Annotated in this window: 15 protein-coding genes; 7 read left to right on the top strand and 8 right to left on the bottom strand. The window is 72.8% G+C overall.

Features of this window, described 5'->3' with window-relative positions; genetic code table 11:
• Positions 1-189: 189 nt before the first annotated feature.
• The 4 genes from ACZ6JS_RS00735 (at position 190) to ACZ6JS_RS00720 (ending at position 4,031) form a co-directional block, all read left to right on the top strand.
• Positions 190-414, top strand: a complete 225-nt coding sequence (locus ACZ6JS_RS00735) for a hypothetical protein (protein WP_469294887.1) — start codon at positions 190-192, stop codon at positions 412-414.
• A 110-nt stretch (positions 415-524) separates the two neighbouring features.
• Positions 525-1,349 carry a hypothetical protein gene (locus ACZ6JS_RS00730; RefSeq protein ID WP_469294886.1) on the top strand — a complete coding sequence of 275 codons (825 nt, stop codon included), beginning with the start codon at positions 525-527 and terminating at the stop codon, positions 1,347-1,349.
• Between the two features lies 1 nt (position 1,350).
• Complete coding sequence (locus tag ACZ6JS_RS00725) at positions 1,351-3,267, top strand: fumarate reductase/succinate dehydrogenase flavoprotein subunit (protein ID WP_469294885.1); 1,917 nt, start codon at positions 1,351-1,353, stop codon at positions 3,265-3,267.
• Positions 3,264-4,031, top strand: a complete 768-nt coding sequence (locus tag ACZ6JS_RS00720) for a succinate dehydrogenase/fumarate reductase iron-sulfur subunit (RefSeq protein ID WP_469294884.1) — start codon at positions 3,264-3,266, stop codon at positions 4,029-4,031. The genes ACZ6JS_RS00725 and ACZ6JS_RS00720 overlap by 4 nt, the downstream gene beginning before the upstream one ends.
• Before the next feature lie 42 nt (positions 4,032-4,073).
• Here ACZ6JS_RS00720 and ACZ6JS_RS00715 read toward each other — a convergent pair whose 3' ends face one another.
• On the bottom strand, positions 4,074-4,313 hold the full coding sequence (locus tag ACZ6JS_RS00715; RefSeq protein ID WP_469295514.1) for a hypothetical protein: 240 nt from the start codon (positions 4,311-4,313) through the stop codon (positions 4,074-4,076).
• Between the two features lie 84 nt (positions 4,314-4,397).
• On the opposite strand from ACZ6JS_RS00715, the gene ACZ6JS_RS00710 reads away from it, so the two are divergent.
• Positions 4,398-6,524: a TPM domain-containing protein gene (locus tag ACZ6JS_RS00710; protein WP_469294883.1), complete on the top strand. Its 2,127-nt coding sequence runs from the start codon at positions 4,398-4,400 to the stop codon at positions 6,522-6,524.
• A 59-nt stretch (positions 6,525-6,583) separates the two neighbouring features.
• Positions 6,584-7,303: a PspA/IM30 family protein gene (locus ACZ6JS_RS00705; RefSeq protein WP_469294882.1), complete on the top strand. Its 720-nt coding sequence runs from the start codon at positions 6,584-6,586 to the stop codon at positions 7,301-7,303.
• Between the two features lie 29 nt (positions 7,304-7,332).
• Here ACZ6JS_RS00705 and ACZ6JS_RS00700 read toward each other — a convergent pair whose 3' ends face one another.
• The 7 genes from ACZ6JS_RS00700 to ACZ6JS_RS00670 form a co-directional block, all read right to left on the bottom strand.
• Positions 7,333-9,963, bottom strand: a complete 2,631-nt coding sequence (locus tag ACZ6JS_RS00700; protein WP_469294880.1) for a SpoIIE family protein phosphatase — start codon at positions 9,961-9,963, stop codon at positions 7,333-7,335.
• Between the two features lie 197 nt (positions 9,964-10,160).
• Positions 10,161-10,601: an ATP-binding protein gene (locus tag ACZ6JS_RS00695; RefSeq protein WP_469294878.1), complete on the bottom strand. Its 441-nt coding sequence runs from the start codon at positions 10,599-10,601 to the stop codon at positions 10,161-10,163.
• A gap of 154 nt (positions 10,602-10,755) precedes the next feature.
• Entirely contained in the window at positions 10,756-11,169 is a 414-nt protein-coding gene (locus ACZ6JS_RS00690; protein ID WP_469294877.1) for a (deoxy)nucleoside triphosphate pyrophosphohydrolase, read from the bottom strand.
• Between the two features lie 39 nt (positions 11,170-11,208).
• Positions 11,209-11,394: an SPOR domain-containing protein gene (locus ACZ6JS_RS00685; protein ID WP_350988096.1), complete on the bottom strand. Its 186-nt coding sequence runs from the start codon at positions 11,392-11,394 to the stop codon at positions 11,209-11,211.
• 610 nt (positions 11,395-12,004) lie between these two features.
• Positions 12,005-12,757 (bottom strand): GntR family transcriptional regulator, encoded by a 753-nt coding sequence (locus tag ACZ6JS_RS00680; RefSeq protein WP_469294876.1) that lies wholly within the window; start codon positions 12,755-12,757, stop codon positions 12,005-12,007.
• A 137-nt stretch (positions 12,758-12,894) separates the two neighbouring features.
• On the bottom strand, positions 12,895-14,070 hold the full coding sequence (locus ACZ6JS_RS00675; protein WP_469294874.1) for a DUF4190 domain-containing protein: 1,176 nt from the start codon (positions 14,068-14,070) through the stop codon (positions 12,895-12,897).
• 161 nt (positions 14,071-14,231) lie between these two features.
• Positions 14,232-15,806, bottom strand: a complete 1,575-nt coding sequence (locus tag ACZ6JS_RS00670; RefSeq protein WP_469294873.1) for a S8 family peptidase — start codon at positions 15,804-15,806, stop codon at positions 14,232-14,234.
• Positions 15,807-16,005: 199 nt separating this feature from the next.
• Here ACZ6JS_RS00670 and ACZ6JS_RS00665 point away from each other — a divergent pair, with 199 nt between their 5' ends.
• Complete coding sequence (locus ACZ6JS_RS00665; RefSeq protein ID WP_469294872.1) at positions 16,006-17,118, top strand: threonine synthase; 1,113 nt, start codon at positions 16,006-16,008, stop codon at positions 17,116-17,118.
• The last annotated feature ends 154 nt before the right edge of the window (positions 17,119-17,272 follow it).

Here is a 17,272-nt window from a genome sequence, read left to right as displayed (position 1 = left end):
TCCCGCTTGCGCGGCGAGAGCGCGTTCCCCCGGGAGAGGGATGAGAATGGGGGGCGGGGAGGGGCGCACAGTTCGCGCCTGCGCGCCCGCAATCGCTGCACGTCCCTTCACAACGGGGGACGCGAAGCGCGACACTCGCAGGCGCACATGAGCGTTGCCACCGCACCCTGGCGGAAATGAGGGCAAATCATGTCCCTGCAAGATGACCTGACCGCTGTACGACGCCACCTGGACGAGCTGACACGCAAGGTCGAGCGGCTGGAGCAGCAGGCCGCGGCCGCGCGCGGCAAGCCCGCGTCGGCGGCGCCGGACCCGTCCCGGATGGTGACGGTCCCGGACACCCCCTACGACAGCGCGCTCTGGACGGACTCCGACGACGAGGGCCTCGGCGCCCGCGACCGCCGCGCGCCCTGACGCCGCCTCTCCGCGACCGCACACCGTCCACCCCGCACCCCGCCCGGCCCGGCCGCTCCGCGACCGCGCCGCCCGGAGGCGTCCCCTCATCACTCCTACCGGAGTCCTCTTTGGCCACAGGCACGCAACGACCCCAGCAGCGGCCCGGCGGCGTCCACGACGCCTCGCGGGCCGCGATCGCGGCCCGGCACCTGCGGACCGACCGGTGGTGGCTGGCCCCCGCCGGCACCGCGGCCGGGCTGCTCGCCTTCATCGTCTACTCGACCTGGCGGGCCTTCGCGAACGCCGACTACTACGCGGCCCCCTACGTCTCCCCGTTCTACTCCCCCTGCCTGGCGGAGAACTGCGAGGAGATGCGCGGCGGCCCCAACTGGGACCTCTTCGGCAGCTGGTGGGGCCTTTCCCCCGCGCTGCTGATCCTGGTCTTCCCGCTCGGCTTCCGGCTGTCCTGCTACTACTACCGCAAGGCCTACTACCGGGGCTTCTGGGCCTCCCCGCCGGCCTGCGCCGTCGCCGAACCGCACGCGCGGTACACCGGCGAGACCCGCTTCCCGCTGATCCTGCAGAACGCCCACCGGTACTTCTTCTACGCGGCGGTCCCGGTGGCGGGCATCCTCACGTACGACACCGTGCTGACCTTCCGGGACGAGCACTACGAGTGGGGCCACATGGGCCTCGGGACCCTGCTGTTCCTGGTCAACATCGTGCTGATCTGGGCCTACACGCTGTCCTGCCACTCCTGCCGCCACATCATGGGCGGCCGGCTCAAGCACTTCTCGAAGCACCCGGTGCGCTACCGCCTCTGGGGCTGGATCAGCCGGCTCAACTCCCGCCACATGCAGCTGGCCTGGGCATCCCTGATCAGCGTTGCGCTGTGCGACTTCTACGTGTACCTGCTGGCCAGCGGCGCCTTCACCGACCCGAGGATCTTCTGAGATGGCTCAAGTGGAACGGCAGCAGTGGGACGTGGTCGTGGTGGGCGCGGGCGGCGCGGGGCTGCGGGCCGCGATCGAGGCCCGCGAGCGGGGCGCCCGTACGGCCGTGATCTGCAAGTCCCTGTTCGGCAAGGCCCATACGGTGATGGCGGAGGGCGGGATCGCCGCCTCCATGGGCAACGTCAACGAGGGCGACAACTGGCAGGTGCACTTCCGCGACACCATGCGCGGAGGGAAGTTCCTCAATCAGTGGCGGATGGCGGAACTCCACGCCAAGGAAGCCCCGGACCGTGTCTGGGAGTTGGAGACCTGGGGTGCGCTCTTCGACCGCACGCCCGACGGCAGGATCTCCCAGCGCAACTTCGGCGGGCACGAGTACCCCCGCCTCGCGCACGTGGGCGACCGCACCGGGCTGGAGCTGATCCGCACTCTCCAGCAGAAGATCGTCGCCCTCCAGCAGGAGGACTTCAAGGAGTACGGGGACTACGAGGCCCGGCTCAAGGTCTTCCAGGAGTGCACGGTCACCCGGGTGCTGAAGGACGGGGAGAGGGTCTCGGGGGCCTTCTGCTACGAACGCGAGTCCGGCCGCTTCTTCGTGCTGGAGGCCCCGGCCGTGGTCCTGGCCACCGGCGGCATCGGCAAGTCCTTCAAGACGACCTCCAACTCCTGGGAGTACACCGGGGACGGCCACGCGCTGGCCCTCCTCGCGGGTGCGCCCCTGCTCAACATGGAGTTCGTGCAGTTCCACCCGACGGGCATGGTCTGGCCGCCGTCGGTGAAGGGGATCCTCGTCACCGAGTCCGTGCGCGGCGACGGCGGGGTGCTGCGCAACTCCGAGGGCAAGCGGTTCATGTTCGACTACGTCCCCGACGTCTTCAAGGAGAAGTACGCGGAGTCGGAGGAGGAGGGCGACCGCTGGTACGAGGACCCGGACCACAACCGGCGCCCGCCCGAGCTGCTGCCCCGCGACGAGGTGGCGCGGGCGATCAACTCCGAGGTGAAGGCCGGGCGCGGGTCCCCGCACGGCGGGGTCTTCCTCGACGTGTCCACCCGGATGCCGGCCGAGAAGATCAGGCGGCGGCTGCCGTCCATGTACCACCAGTTCAAGGAGCTGGCGGACGTGGACATCACGGCGGAGCCGATGGAGGTCGGGCCGACCTGCCACTACGTGATGGGCGGCGTCGCCGTCGACTCCGAGACCGCGGCCACCGTCGGGGTACCGGGGCTGTTCGCGGCCGGTGAGGTCGCGGGCGGGATGCACGGCTCGAACCGGCTCGGCGGGAACTCCCTGTCCGACCTGCTGGTCTTCGGGCGGCGGGCCGGTCTGCACGCCGCCGAGTACGCGGCGCGGGACGCCGACTCCGCGGCTTCCGGACGCCCGGGCGTCTCCCAGGCGGAGATCGACGCGGCGGCCGCGGAGGCGCTGGCCCCGTTCCAGGGTGCCGAGGGCGCGGAGAACCCGTACACGCTGCACCAGGAACTCCAGACGACGATGAACGACCTCGTGGGCATCATCCGCCGGGAGGGGGAGATGGCCGAGGCCCTGGAACGGCTCGCGGCCCTGCGCGTACGGGCCTCCCGGGCCGGCGTCGAGGGCCACCGGCAGTTCAACCCGGGCTGGCACCTCGCCCTGGACCTGCGGAACATGCTGCTGGTCAGCGAGTGTGTGGCCCGCGCGGCCCTGGAGCGCACCGAGAGCCGGGGCGGCCATACCCGCGAGGACTGCCCCGCGATGGAGCGGTCCTGGCGACCGGTGAACCTGCTGTGCCGGCCCGTGCACCCCGTACCCGCGGACCCGGCGGCCGACCGGATCGAGCTGGTCCGGACCCGCACCGAGCCCATCCGCCCCGACCTGCTCGCACTGTTCGACAAGGAAGAGCTGGTCAAGTACCTCGCCGAAGAGGAGCTGTACGAATGAGCACGTACGACGCGAGCTTCCGGATCTGGCGGGGCGACGCGGAGGGCGGGTCGCTCAGGGACTTCACGGTCGAGGTGCACGACGGCGAGGTGGTCCTGGACATCGTCCACCGGCTCCAGGCCACCCAGGCGGCCGACCTGGCGGTGCGCTGGAACTGCAAGGCGGGCAAGTGCGGCTCGTGCAGCGCGGAGGTCAACGGCAGGCCGCGGCTGATGTGCATGACGCGCATGTCCACCTTCGAGCGGACCGAGACGATCACGATCACCCCGCTGCGGGCCTTCCCCGTCGTCCGGGACCTGGTCACGGACGTGTCCTACAACTACCGGAAGGCGCGGGAGGTCCCGGCCTTCGTACCGCCGGAAGGGGTGGCACCGGGCGAGTACCGGATGCAGCAGATCGACGTGGAGCGTTCGCAGGAGTTCCGCAAGTGCATCGAGTGCTTCCTGTGCCAGGACACCTGCCACGTGGTGCGCGACCACGACGAGAACAAGCCCGCCTTCGCCGGTCCGCGTTTCCTGATGCGCGTGGCGGAGCTGGACATGCACCCCCTCGACGCGGCCTCGGACGCGGGCCTCGACCGCAAGCGGACCGCGCAGGAGGAGCACGGGCTCGGCTACTGCAACATCACCAAGTGCTGTACGGAGGTCTGCCCCGAGGGCATCAAGATCACCGACAATGCGCTGATCCCGCTGAAGGAGCGGGCGGTGGACCGCAAGTACGACCCGCTGGTCTGGCTCGGCAGCAGGATCGGGCGCCGGAAGTAGTGAGGGGTCCGGGGCCCTGCGCGGGGGCCCCGGACCCGGCGGTCAGCGCCCGGAGTGGTCGATGACGTTGCCGTTGGAGCAGTTGTTGACGTGGTCCGACATGTGGTCCCCGAGCACGGGGACCACGGCGACTTCCTGGAGGCAGACGGCGGCCGCGGTGAAGTTCCAGTTGTTGGCCGCGTTCACCCCGCCCCCGAAGTTCGAGTCGTCGTCCGCGTGGGCGGGAGCGGAGAGGCCGAGGGCGGTGACGGCCAGCACGGCCGCAGTCATGATCTTCTTCATGGCCTGCCAACGACCGCTGCCGGACGGGGTCACTGCCCCTTGCTCCGGATGCGGGCGGGGTGAAGCGCTCATACCCTCCCAAATGTGATCCCGCCGAGAAGCGCGCCACTCAGCAGAGCACTCGCCCGGGCCGGGCTCGCCCTGGCCGCCGGACTGCTGGCGCTCGGCGGCTGGGGCGTCGCGCAGGCTCCGGCCGCGCGGGCCGAGGACCCCATCGCCCTGGAGCGGCAGGGGCAGATCACCGACCTCGTCGGCGCGCTCGGCGACCGTGGGCCCGCCGTCACCGCCGCACTCGACCAGCTGTACGCCGACCGCAGGATCCAGCTCTTCGTGGCGTACGTGCAGGACTTCTCCGCGCGCTCAGCGCAGAGCTGGGCGGACGCCACCGCCCAGCGCAACGGCCTCGGCCGGGACGACGTCCTGTTGGCGGTGGCCACCGGGGACCGCCAGTACGCCTATTCGGCCGATGTCGACTCCGGTCTCACCGAGCGGCAGCTGGCGGAAGTAGCGCGGACGGCGATCGAGCCGGCCCTGCGGCAGAACGACTGGGCGGGCGCGGCGATCGGCGCGGCGAACGGCTACGACGCCGTGCTCGGCGGGCAGCCGGTACCGGCCCCCACCATCACCCCCGGACCGGCCGACCCCGGCGGCGGCAGCGGCGGCAGCGGCGCCGGGGACTACGTGCTCCCGGTGATCGCGGTCGGTGCGGCCGGGGCGCTCGGGGTGTACGCGTACACCCGCCGCAGGCGCAAGGACGCCGCGGCCGGCGGCCGCGGCACGACGACCGGGCCGGGCTGGCCCGAGGGCGCGCCGGACCGCCTCCCGCTGCCGGAGCTGGACGGCCGGGCGAAGTCGCTGCTGGTGGAGACGGACGACGCGGTCCGCACCAGCACCGAGGAACTGGGTTTCGCCACCGCGCAGTTCGGCGAGGAGGCGGCCGCACCGTTCACCGCGGCCGTGGAGCACGCCAAGGGCGAGCTGACGCACGCCTTCCGGCTGCGCCAGCAGCTCGACGACGCCTATCCGGAGGACGACGCGACCCGGCGCCGGATGCTGGACGAGATCGTCGCCCGGTGCAGCGAGGCGAACCGGCGGCTCGACGCCCAGGCGGCGGACTTCGACCGGCTGCGGGACCTGGAGAAGAACGCCCCGCAGGCCCTGGCGGCCGTGGAGGAACGCTATCTGGAGCTGACCGGGCGCACCACCACCGCCGAGGCGACCCTGACCGCGCTGGCCCGGCGGTACGCGGACTCCGCTGCCGCGCCGGTTTCCTCCAACGCCGGGCAGGCAGAGGACCGGCTGCTGTTCGCGGCGACCAACCTGGGCCTGGCCCACGTGTCCGTCGACGCCGGCGACCACGGCACGGCGGCCGTGCACGTACGGTCCGCCGAGAGCGCGGTGGACCAGGCGGCGACCCTGATGGACGCGGTCGAGCGGCGGGCGCAGGAGCTGGCGGAGGCCGCGGGGAAGCTGCCGGGCGCGCTGACCGAGACGGAGACCGACCTCGCGGACGCCCGCGGGCTGCTGACCGGTACCGCGGAGGGCACCTCGACGGCGGACCTGCGCGGGCGCATCGGCCGGGCCGAGGCCGTGCTGGCCGACGTACGGCGGGAGGAGGCGGCCGGGCGCTACGACCCGATCGACGCCCTGCGCCGGGTGGAGGAGGCCGACGCGGCCCTCGACGCGGCCCTCGCCGGGGCCCGGGAGCGGGAGTCGGGCCGGCAGCGGGCCGCGGCCCTGCTCGACCAGGCCGTGCTCGCGGCGCGCAGTGCGATCGGCGCGGCGACGGACTACATCACGACCAGCCGGGGCGCGGTGGGCAGCCAGGCCCGCACGCGGCTGGCGGAGGCGGGGCGGCATCTGGAGCGGGCGGGGGCGCTGACGGCGGGCGACCCGTCGGAGGCGCTGGCGGAGGCCCAGCAGGCGGACGCGCTCGCGCGGCAGGCCCAGCAGCTGGCGGAGCAGGACGTACGGGCGTACCAGGACCCGTACGCGGGCCGGCGCGGCGGCGGGCAGGGCGGCGCCGTCCTGGGCGGGATCATCCTCGGCGAGATCCTGCGGGGCGGCCGGGGCGGCTTCGGCGGCGGGGGCGGCGGCTTCGGCGGGGGCGGCTTCGGCGGGGGCGGCGGCGGCTTCGGCGGGGGCGGCGGCCCGGGTTCCTTCGGAGGCGGCGGCACCCGGGGCCGCAGGGGCGGCGGCGGCCGCTTCTGAACCTCCCGCGGCGCGGGTCCCGTACCGGACGGACCATCCCTCACCAGGAGAGACCCATCATGAGCAAGCAGACCATCCTCGGCCGGGTCACCCAGCTCGCCAAGGCGAACATCAATGCGCTGCTGGACCAGGCGGAGGATCCGCAGAAGATGCTGGACCAGCTGATCCGGGACTACAGCAACAACATCTCGGAGGCGGACCAGGCGGTCGCGACGACGATCGGCAACCTGCGATTGCTGGAGGCGGACCACAGGGAGGACGTGGACGCGGCCGCCGAATGGGGCTCCAAGGCCCTGGCTGCGAGCCGGAAGGCGGACGAGTTGAGGGCGTCGGGGGCCGCAGCGGAGGCCGACCGGTTCGACAACCTGGCGAAGGTGGCGCTGGGCCGGCAGTTGCAGTCGGAGAAGGAGGCGAAGACGGCGGAGCCGACGATCGCCGCGCAGACGGAGGTCGTCGACAGGCTCAAGTCGGGCCTGGATGCGATGAGGAACAAGCTGACGGAGCTCCAGTCGAAGCGGGACGAGCTGGTGGCCCGGGCTCGCACGGCCCAGGCGCAGAACACGATGCTGGACGCGGTGAAGAACATCGACGTCATGGACCCGACGAGCGACCTCCACCGCTTCGAGGAGAAGGTGCGGCGGGAGGAGGCGATGGCCCTGGGCAAGCAGGAGTTGGCCGCGTCCTCCCTGGACGCGCAGTTCGAGTCCCTGGAGGACCTCGGCAGGGCCGCGGAGATCGACGCCCGCCTGGCCGCCCTCAAGCAGGGCCGGGCCGCCTGAGGGCCGGAGCCCCCGGCCGCCCGGCGCGGTCAGCCGTACATGTTCAGCAGTTGCTCCGCGGAGAGTTCCGTGGCGGCCTCCTCCGCCCCGCCCGGCAGCGGCAGTTCGAACCACACGGTCTTGCCGCGGTGGGTCCGCCGGGTGCCCCACCCGGCGGACAGCAGGCCCACCAACTGGAGTCCTCGGCCGCCCTCGTCGGTGTCGCGGGCGCGCCGGCGCCGCGGCTGGACCAGGTTGGCGTCCCACACCTCGCACACCAGCGTCCGGTCCAAGAGAAGCCGGAGCCGGATCTCCCCCTCGCCGTAGCGCAGGGCGTTGGTGACGAGTTCGCTGACCAGGAGCTCGGTGGTGTCGAGCAGGCCCTCCAGGCCCCAGGCCGGCAGCTTGGCCCGGGCCAGTTCCCGCGCCCGGCCCACGGAGCGGGCCTCGCGCGGCAGCTGCCAGTCCCCGACCGCGTCCACGGGCAGTCCCTGCACCCGGGCCATCAGCAGGGCGATGTCGTCCTCGCCGTGCCGGGTGTCCAGGGTGTTCAGCACGTGGTCGCAGACGTCCTCCAGGGGGCGGACCGGGTCCGCGAGCGCGGCGCGCAGGCCGCGCAGGCCCTCCTCCAGGGGATGGTCGCGGGACTCCACGAGCCCGTCGGTGTAGAGGGCGAGCAGGGCGCCCTCGGGGAGTTCGACCTCGACCTCCTCGAACGGCTCCCCGCCCACTCCGAGCGGCAGCCCGGGCGGCACCTCCAGCAGCAGGGCGGGCATGGGCTCCCGGTCCGCGCCCGGGTCGCAGTGGTTCGGCGACACCAGCACCGGCGGCATGTGGCCGGCGTTGGCGATGGTGCAGCGCCGTGTCACCGGGTCGTAGACCGCGTACACGCAGGTGGCGAGGTACACCTCCGACCGGTCCGAGTCCCGGGAGTGCAGGGCCGCGCGGGAGGCCTGCTGGGAGCCGCCGGGTGCGCCGAGCCCGCGTGCGATCTCGTCGAGGGCGGTCAGCACCTCCGCCGGTTCGAGGTCCAGCAGGGCCAGGGTGCGTACGGCGGTGCGCAGTTCGCCCATGGCGACGGCGGCCCGCAGGCCTCGGCCCATGACGTCGCCGACGACCAGCGCGGTGCGGTGCCCGGGCAGTTCGATGACGTCGAACCAGTCACCGCCGACCTCCGTCGCCGCGTTGCCCGGCAGGTAGCGGCAGGCGATGTCCAGGCCCGCCGCCTCCGGGTCGCCGGGGGGCAGCAGGCTGCGCTGGAGGATCAGCGCGCGTTCGTGCTCGCGCCGGTACAGTCGCGCGTTGTCGATGCACACCGCGGCCCGGGCGGCCAGTTCCACGGCCACCGCCCGGTCCCGTTCGCCGAAGGGCTCGCTGCCCTTCGTGCGGGAGAACTGCGCGAGTCCGACCACGGTGTCGTGGGCGACCATCGGCACCACGAGCGTGGACTGCACCAGGTCTTCCGGTCCGCCCCCCTCGATCAGCCGCGGCCGCGCCGTGCGCAGGGCGAGCGCGCCGGGCGAGGCCGCCGGGTAGCGGTGGATGTCGCCGACGGCGACCAGGGCTCCCGGCCCGGACAGCGGGGCGTCCGAGACGGCGGAGGCGAAGGCCACGCGGCGCAGCGCGGCGGAGGGCGTGCGTGCCGGGCCCTGGCCGGGCAGGCTGGGCACACCGGGCCCCTGGGGCCGTGCGGGGCGGTCGTCGTCGCCGAGCAGCAGCCCCTGGTAGAGGTCGACGGCGGCCAGGTCGCAGAAGCCCGGGACGGTGACGTCGAGGAGTTCCCGGGCGGTGGTCTCCAGGTCCAGGGAGTTCCCGATGCGGTGCCCGGCCTCGTTGAGGAGGGCGAGATTGCGCCGGACCCCGGCGGCCTCGCGGGCGGCGAGGTGGCGGCGGGTGACGTCCGTGCCGATGCCGGCGACGCCGATGGGGCGCCCGCTGCCGCCGTGCACGCGGTAGAGGTTGATGGACCAGTGGCGGTTCTCCCGGCTGCGCGGGGTGGATCCGGTGATCCGGAGGTCGGTGACCGCGTCGCCGGTGTCCAGCACCCGGCGCAGGGCCTCCGCCATCCGGTCCGCCTCGTGCGCGGGCAGGTAGTCGTGCACGGTGCGGCCGCGGTGCGTCTCGGCGGTGCCGCCGAAGACGGTGGCGAAGCGGCGGTTGGCCCGCTGCACCGTGAGGTCCGTCCCGAAGAGCAGGAAGCCGAAGGGAGATTGGCCGAATATGGCTTGTGAAGCGGCAAGGTCGGATTCGATGCGGCGCAGCGCGCGTACGTCGACGACGACGCAGAGCGCCGCTCGTTCCGCGGTTTCGGTCTGGGTGGGCATCACATAGATCTCGGCCACGCCGTGCGCGCCGTTCCCGCCGGGGATCCGGAAGGGGATCAGGCCGGTCCACTCCTTGCCGTCGAGGATCTCGGCGACCTTGCGGTGGGCGTCCGGGCGCAACTCGGGGGGCATGAAGGCGTCGACCGGGTCGCGCCCGACGGTCTGGGCGGCCGTCAGTCCGAAGAGTTCTTCGGCGCGCAGGCTCCACTGGTCGATGAACCCGTCGGGCCCGATCGAGAAGGATGCGACCTTTATGTAGTCATATATCGAGCCAGGTGGACTGCTGTGCCACAGGGCGTCGTGCCAGGTCTCCCGAGGCACGTCGGCCTGATGTGCCTGCGCAGGTATTTCGCTCACGCGACCGTCCCCTCCAGCTCACCGCAACCGGACCGGCCATGACGGAAGTATTCAGCACCACGACCCCTGACGGCACGGCGTTCACGATCACAGCACGGTCTCGATGATTTCAAGCCATGTCGCGCGATCTCCCCCGGCCGCCCCACCGGCCACCGCCGGGGGGCGCCGCGGGGGGTCCCCCGCCACCGCTCACCTTGTTACTCACCAGGAAGAGCCAACTCGAACCACACAGTCTTCCCTGTTTTCCCGTGACGCGTTCCCCACCGCTGCGAGGAGGCGGCCACGAGGTGCAGTCCGCGGCCCCCCTCGTCCTCGGAGTCCGCCACCCGCTCGCGGGGCGGATCCGGAAGCGGATCGGAGATCTCCACAAGCAGCGCGGGGGCCCCTACGGGGGTGCCCGCGGCGCCGTGGGCGGCCGGATTCCGCCGTATCAGACGGACTCCGATGGGGCCGGAGGCGTAGCGCAGGGAATTGGTCACCAGCTCGCTGACCAGCAGGACGGTCACATCGCCGACGGCTTCGAGGCCCCACTCGTGCAGGGTTCCGCGCACGGCGTGGCGGGCGGTGCGGACGGCGCCGGGCTCGGCGGGGAAGGCCCACTCGGCGCACTCACCGTCTGTGTCGATCACGCCGATCACTTCCCGGGCCAGCTGCGACCCCAGTCCGGTTCGTCGGGGACGAAAGGGGGACGAGATGGGGATTAATAGCGACATACCCGATATTCGGGGCGTCGTACCACTCGCCCCCGAACCCACCGGCGCACTGTGGCGCGGACGGCCTAGAGCGTGAGCGTCACGCGCCCCGGCCTCCGCCGTCCGCGCGCAGCCGGCGGCCGGCCTCGGCGACGGCGGGACGGTCCTGGTCGAGCCAGTCCACCGACTGCAGCTCCTCCGGCCCCAGCCAGCGCAGTTCGTCGTGGTCCTCCAGCGGCGCAGGCACCCCGGAGAGCAGCCGCGCCGTCCACACGTGCAGGACGAGGCCGGGCTTCAGCGGCCACTCCCCCGGGATCCGCTCCAGCGGCTCGGCCTCCACGCCGAGTTCCTCGCGCAGTTCGCGCACCAGCGCCTCGGGGACGGACTCGCCCGGTTCGGCCTTCCCACCCGGCAGCTCCCAGCGCCCGGCGAGCTCCGGCGGTGCGCTGCGGCGGGCGGCCAGGAGGCGCCCCTCATGACAAAGGGCTCCGCCCACGACCACTCGTACAGTCATGGGCGGAGCCTATGTCAGCGCCGTGAGGCGCCGCTCAGCTCAGTTCATCGTGGCGGTCTGACCGATCCGCTCGACCCAGTAGAGCTGCTTGTGTCCTCGGTCGTCGAGACTGTCGGCGACCTTCTGGGCCTCGGCCCGGGTGGCATATCGGCCCACCCGGTAGCGGTTGCCGTTGTCGTCCTGACGTATGACCAGCCACGGAAGCAGTGCACCGCCGTCGTTCATCGCGTTTCACCTTCCGCCGACGTATCTGCCCGGGAAACCGCATTGCGCATATGCCCGACCTTACGCCCGACCTTTACGGAGCGGATACGGTTTTTCACGAAGAGGTACCTGGCAGGCGTACGCATCCGGCCACGCGTACGAGTGCGCCGCGCGCGCCGGTCCGAACCGGGCGCACGCGGCGCACCGTGGAGCGCAACCGTGGGCCCCGCCCACCTACGGACGGGTATACCCGCAGGTAGCTTCGGGGGGAGGGGCCCTCCCGGCGGCCCGAGGGCTCTGGAACGAGGCGGGTCAGGGCCGCCCCGGCGGCAGGGCCGAGGGCGGCGCGGCCGCCCCGCCGACCGTGGAAGGCGCAGTTCGGGGCGGCCGGCGGCGATCACCATCGCGCCGAAACCCGCCGGGTCGCCGGATCCGGCGACGGCCCGGCGGTCGCGGGCCGACCCCGGCGGGCGAGGGTACGTCCGCGGATCAGGGCCGGAGAGGCCGCGGCGGGGGGCGGTGCACCGCAAGGCGCGGAGCGCCTCGGCAGCGGAGCTGTCCCGGCATTTCAACAGCGCGGCGAGGCGCCGGGCCGACGCCGCCGACCCGGACATGGTCCGCCGGGCCGGCGCTAGCGCACGGGCAGGTGGTACGAGAGGCGGTAGCGGTCCGCCGGTACGACCACGTCGGCCGTCTCCACGGCACGGCCGGAGGCGAAGTAGGTGCGGCCGATCACCAGCACCACGTGCCCCGGTACCCCGCCGAGCAGGAGGAGCTCCTCCGCCAGGCCGGGTCGCGCGCCGACCTCCTCCACCATGTTGTCGACGACCACGTCGATCGCGGCCATCCGGTCGACCACTCCGGAGCCGCCCAGCGGGCCCTCCTCGGGCAGCATCACCGGGGTCCGCCCGGTCACGGCGAGAGGCTCCCAGGAGGTCGAGAGCATCATCGCCTCGCCCGCGTCGCGGAAGACGTACCGCGTCCGCATCACCCGCTCGCCCGGTTCGATGCCGAGCCGTTCCGCGATCTCCGCGGGCGCGCCCGTCTGTTCGCTGCTCGACTCCCACGTCCCCCGCGCGCCGGAGTCGGCCTGCTCCTGCCGGAACGGCGTCGACGAGCCGCCCGTGCGGTAGCCGGAGCGGGCCACCCGCCGCGGCACCGGCTGCTCGCGCACGTACGTACCGGACCCGGACCGGCCCTCGACCAGACCCTCCGCCATGAGGACCTTGCGCGCCTCCAGGGCCACGGTGTCGGAGACCCCGTACTCCTCGCGGATGCGGGCCTGGGAGGGGAGCCGGGCGTGCGGGGGCAGAGAACCGTCGACGATCTGCCGTCGAAGATCCCCGGCCACGCGCAGATAGGCTGGCTGCTCACCGAAAGTCACTGGCCACTCCCATCAGGTTGACAGACAGCTACACACTGGCAACCGACGGTTGAAGACCGCAAGCAAGGGCCAGAGTTTCACCCGATGTGATGAAGGCAGGTCACTCAAACCCGTTACCGCGCGTTACCCCGACAACGTCACCCCGACTCCGCGGCGGGCGCCCGGGCGGGCCCGACCTCCGGCCCCTCGGTGCCCTCCGGGCTGTCCTCCAGCCATCGCGGAACCTCCGTCGACAGCCCGTACGCGCCGCGCAGCGCCTTCTCCGTCTCCAGGGACATCGCGGCCAGCGCCCGGTCCCACAGCCGGTCGAACTCCGCCCCGCTCTTCGCCTGGGAGGCCCGCTGCCAGGCCGCGCGGGCGGCCTCGATCTCCTTGAGCTGCGCCGCAACGGCCTTCTCCAGCCCCGGCCGGGTCGCGTCCTGCTGGAGGACCTCCGCCTCCTCGCCGAGCGCAGCATGCATCTCGCGCGCCCACGCCTGGTGCTTCTGCAGGGCGTCGGCGACGTCCTCCTCGGGGGGCCGGCTCATGACGAACTCCACGCCGTTGGCCGCCCGCAGGAAGGCGGCCTGCTCCGGCTTCAGCATGTCCGCGTCCCGTCGCAGGCTGCCGCGCCACTCCTCCTCCGTCGTGCCGATCACGCAGAGCAGCCGCCGGTCCCCCTCCCGCCAGGACTGGCGCGAGGGCGCGTAGTAGAACATCTCCGCGAACTCGGGCAGGGCCCAGGTGTCCATCGCGTACTCGTCCTGGGCCTTCCAGCAGGCGTCCTCCGACGCCCGGTCGGCCTGGTTCGAGTCAGGGGCCTCCGCGGCGCTCACCGTCCTCGACGCGGTGACCTCGCCGTGGTGCACGCGGGAGCAGTCGACCGCGTACATGAGGGGGCGCTCGTCGAACAGGTCCCCGCCGGGGACGTTGAAGCAGTCGCCCGCCTTCAGGTCTTCGATGTCCCTGAGCTCGCCCTCGACCTCGGTGTAGTCGGTCAGCCCGTCGAGCCGGCCGGGAGCCATCTGCGCCAGCCGGCCGAGGGCGAAGACCATCACGCCGGTCATCAGGACGGAGACCGCCAGCCCCGTGATCGCCAGGGCCTTGCCCCGGTCCCCCTTCTTCGCGATCTGCACGAGCGCAGCGATGCCGAAGGCGATGCCGAGCGGCGGGAAGCAGAGCAGTCCGGCGAGGAGCGAGGCGAGGGCGAAGCCGTTGAGCGCCGGCGGCTGCGGCCCCTGGCCGAGCGGCGGCGCCCATCCCCACCCCGGCTGCGGCGACGGCGGGGGCCAGGAGTGGCCCGGTCCGGGAGGAGGACTCGGCGGGATGCTCAAGGGGTCGGACTCCATCGCAGGTGGCAGAGGGCATCGCGGGGCACCAGGAGGCACCACGGCGGGCGCGAACGGATGCGCGAATAGTACGCAGCGGGGGCGACCGTCAATCGGTCGCCCCCGCTGTTTCCCCACGGCTCAGTCACCGCCGCCGGCTTCGTCCCTCAGAACTGCAGGGCCCAGGAATCGATCTTCCCGGTGTCGCCGTCGGCGTTGTCGTTCACCCGGAGCTTCCACGTGCCGTTCGGCGCCGTCTCGGAGGAGGCGTTCACCGTGAAGGTCCTGATGATGTCGACAGCGCCGGCTCCGGAGCGGTTGTGCAGCGTGTAGACGGTGCCGTCGGGCGCGACCAAGTCGACCTTCAGGTCTCCGATGTACGTGTGCTTGATGTCGACCGCGACCTTCAGCGTCGTCGGGGCGCTGCCCACGACACCGCCGGCGGCGATCGAGGACTCGACGGTCGCCCTGTCGTTGATCGCGTAGTCGGTGGTGTTCTCGAAGCGCTTGGCCGGCGGGACGGGGCCCAGTGCGGTGACGTGGAGCAGACGGTTCGGCGAACCGGTGCCGGGGCCGCTCACCACGTTCGGGGTGGCGGACCCGATCAGCGCGGTGGCCACCTGGGCCGGGTTGCCGGCCGGGTTCTGCGAGAGGTAGACGGCGGCCGCGCCCGCGACGTGCGGCGTTGCCATCGAGGTGCCGTTGATGGTGTTCGTCGCGTAGTCGCCCGTGCCCCACGCGGAGGTGATGGCGGAGCCCGGCGCGAAGAGGTCCAGGGCCGGGCCGTAGTTGGAGTAGCTCGCCTTGGCGTCGGAGCTGGTGGTGGCGCCGACGGTGATGGCCTCGGCGACACGGGCCGGGGACTTGGTGGAGGCGTTGGCCGACTCGTTGCCCGCGGCCACGGCGTAGGTGATGCCGGAGGCTATGGAGTTGCGGACGGCCGTGTCGAGAGCGGTGTCCGCGCCGCCACCGAGCGACATGTTGGCGACGGCCGGCTTGACGGCGTTACGGGTCACCCAGTCGATGCCCGCGACGACCTGGGCGGTCGTGCCGGAGCCGTTGTTGTCGAGGACGCGCACGCCGACGATCTTGGCCTTCTTGGCCACGCCGTACGCGCCGCCCGCGACGGTGCCGGCGACGTGCGTGCCGTGGCCGTGGCCGTCCTGGGCGATGTAGTCGTTGTCGATGGCGTCGTAGCCGTGGGAGGCGCGGCCGCCGAAGTCCTGGTGCGTGACGCGCACACCGGTGTCGAGGACGTACGCGGTGACGCCCTCGCCTGCCTTGTCCGGGTAGGTGTAGCTCTGGTTCAGCGGCAGCGACCGCTGGTCGACGCGGTCCAGTCCCCAGGACGGCGGGGCGGGCTGGGTGGCGCTGACGGTGAACGTGCGGTTCTGCACGACCGACTGGACCGCCGGGTCGGCGGCGAGCTTCTCGGCCTGCGCCTGGGAGACCTCGACGGAGTAGCCGTTGAGGGCCGCGCTGTAGGTGCGGTCGATCCTCGCGCCGTACTTCTTGGCGACGAGCTTGCCGTTCGCACTGGTCGAGCGGGGCGCGGTGTCCTTCAGCGTCACGATGTAGCTGTTGGGCACGGTCCCGGGGGCGCCGGCGTTCTGGACCACGCCCCGCGCGCCGGTGTCGGCGGCCGAGGCGGGCAGTGCGGCGGCCGAGCCCAGCGCGAGGGCCGCGACCGCGGTCGCGCTGATGCCGGCGATCTTCCGGCGCCTGTGACGCATCACTGGCATGTGACGGGTCCTCCTCTTAGGTGGTGCATTGCGGGGGGAGCGGGCGGACCTCGCAAGCGTGACCATGACAACGCAGATGGCCCAACGGACCTACGCCCCCGAAAGGTTGACCGTCCCTCGGCACGACCCGACAGGAGGACGACGAACGCGTAGCATCCGTGCCGTACACCGGCCATGACCGACCAAAGGCGCTCTGCACATGACGCACGCACCCCCCGGTTACGTCTGCTCCGAGGACGGTACACGCGCCGACGTCCGGACTGCTCCTTGGGGGTGCCCTCTGTGCGGCGGCCCCTGGGACCTCGACTTCACGCCGGACCCGGACGCGGCGCTCGAACCCTCCGCCGGACCGAACTCGTTGTGGCGGTACGGTCCGGTGCTGCCACTGCCCGGGGCGTTCTCCGTCTCCCTGGCGGAGGGGCACACTCCGCTGATCCCGCTGGGGGAACGGATCCACGCCAAGCTCGACTTCCTGATGCCGACGCTGTCCTTCAAGGACCGGGGCGCCGTGATGCTCGTGGAGCTCGCCCGGCGGCTGGCGCCCCAGCGCGTGGTGGCGGACAGCAGCGGCAACGCGGGGACGTCGGTGGCGGCGTACTGCGCTCGGGCCGGACTCGCCTGCGAGATCTTCGTGCCCGAGGGGACGTCGGAGAAGAAGACCGAGCAGATGCGGGCACACGGGGCGGTCGTCCGCGTGATCCCCGGCGGCCGCGAGGCCGCGGCGCTGGCCGCCCGCAAGGAGGCGGACGCCCCCGGCGTCTTCTACGCGAGCCATGTGTTCAACCCGTACTTCCTGCACGGGACCAAGACCTACGTGTACGAGGTGTGGGAGGAGATGGGCCGGCGGCTGCCCGAGGCGCTGGTGGTACCGGTGGGCAACGGGACCCTGCTCCTCGGGGCCGCGCTGGCGACGCGGGAACTGGCCCGACGCGGTGTCAGGCCGCCGGTCCTGATCGCGGTCCAGTCGGAGGCGGTGGCCCCGCTCGCGGAGGCGTTCGCGGCGGGCGCGGAGGATGCCGCTGCGGTGGAACAGCGGCCGACCCTGGCCGAGGGGATCGCCATCCCCGCACCGCCGCGCGCCCGCCAGATCCTGGCCGCGGTCCGGGGCTCCGGCGGCACCTTCGTGACGGTCCCGGACGACCGGCTGCGCGAGGCCCAGCGGGATCTGGCCCGGCGCGGCCTCTTCGTGGAGCCGACGGCCGCGGCCTGCTGGGCGGCGGTCGGCCCCGCGTCCCCGACGGACCCCCTGCAGGGCCGCACGGCGGTCATCCCCCTCTGCGGCGCGGGCGCGAAAACGGGCCTGGCCCCGTAGAGGAAGCTGGTGGGCGGCGAAGCCGCCCACCTCAGGGCCTGCCGGGGAACCTCCCGGCGGTGGCCGGCCAAGTCCGAGGCCCGGGGCCGGCGGCAGGCCCGGACCTTCGGCCCCACCGGCACTTGAGGCACGCGGCTGGGGGAGGTCCGGAACT

The sequence above is a fragment of the Streptomyces sp. NPDC046349 genome (assembly GCF_055587885.1).
This window is presented reverse-complemented; position numbering and strand designations above follow the sequence as displayed.

Excerpts from the sequence above, each read along its gene's own strand:
- ACZ6JS_RS00735 (WP_469294887.1), top strand. The coding sequence starts at position 190 with ATGTCCCTGCAAGATGACCTGACCGCTGTACGACGCCACCTGGACGAG.
- ACZ6JS_RS00725 (WP_469294885.1), top strand. The coding sequence starts at position 1,351 with ATGGCTCAAGTGGAACGGCAGCAGTGGGACGTGGTCGTGGTGGGCGCG.
- ACZ6JS_RS00720 (WP_469294884.1), top strand. The coding sequence starts at position 3,264 with ATGAGCACGTACGACGCGAGCTTCCGGATCTGGCGGGGCGACGCGGAG.
- ACZ6JS_RS00715 (WP_469295514.1), bottom strand. The coding sequence starts at position 4,313 with ATGAAGAAGATCATGACTGCGGCCGTGCTGGCCGTCACCGCCCTCGGC.
- ACZ6JS_RS00705 (WP_469294882.1), top strand. The coding sequence starts at position 6,584 with ATGAGCAAGCAGACCATCCTCGGCCGGGTCACCCAGCTCGCCAAGGCG.
- ACZ6JS_RS00690 (WP_469294877.1), bottom strand. The coding sequence starts at position 11,169 with ATGACTGTACGAGTGGTCGTGGGCGGAGCCCTTTGTCATGAGGGGCGC.
- ACZ6JS_RS00685 (WP_350988096.1), bottom strand. The coding sequence starts at position 11,394 with ATGAACGACGGCGGTGCACTGCTTCCGTGGCTGGTCATACGTCAGGAC.
- ACZ6JS_RS00670 (WP_469294873.1), bottom strand. The coding sequence starts at position 15,806 with ATGCCAGTGATGCGTCACAGGCGCCGGAAGATCGCCGGCATCAGCGCG.
- ACZ6JS_RS00665 (WP_469294872.1), top strand. The coding sequence starts at position 16,006 with ATGACGCACGCACCCCCCGGTTACGTCTGCTCCGAGGACGGTACACGC.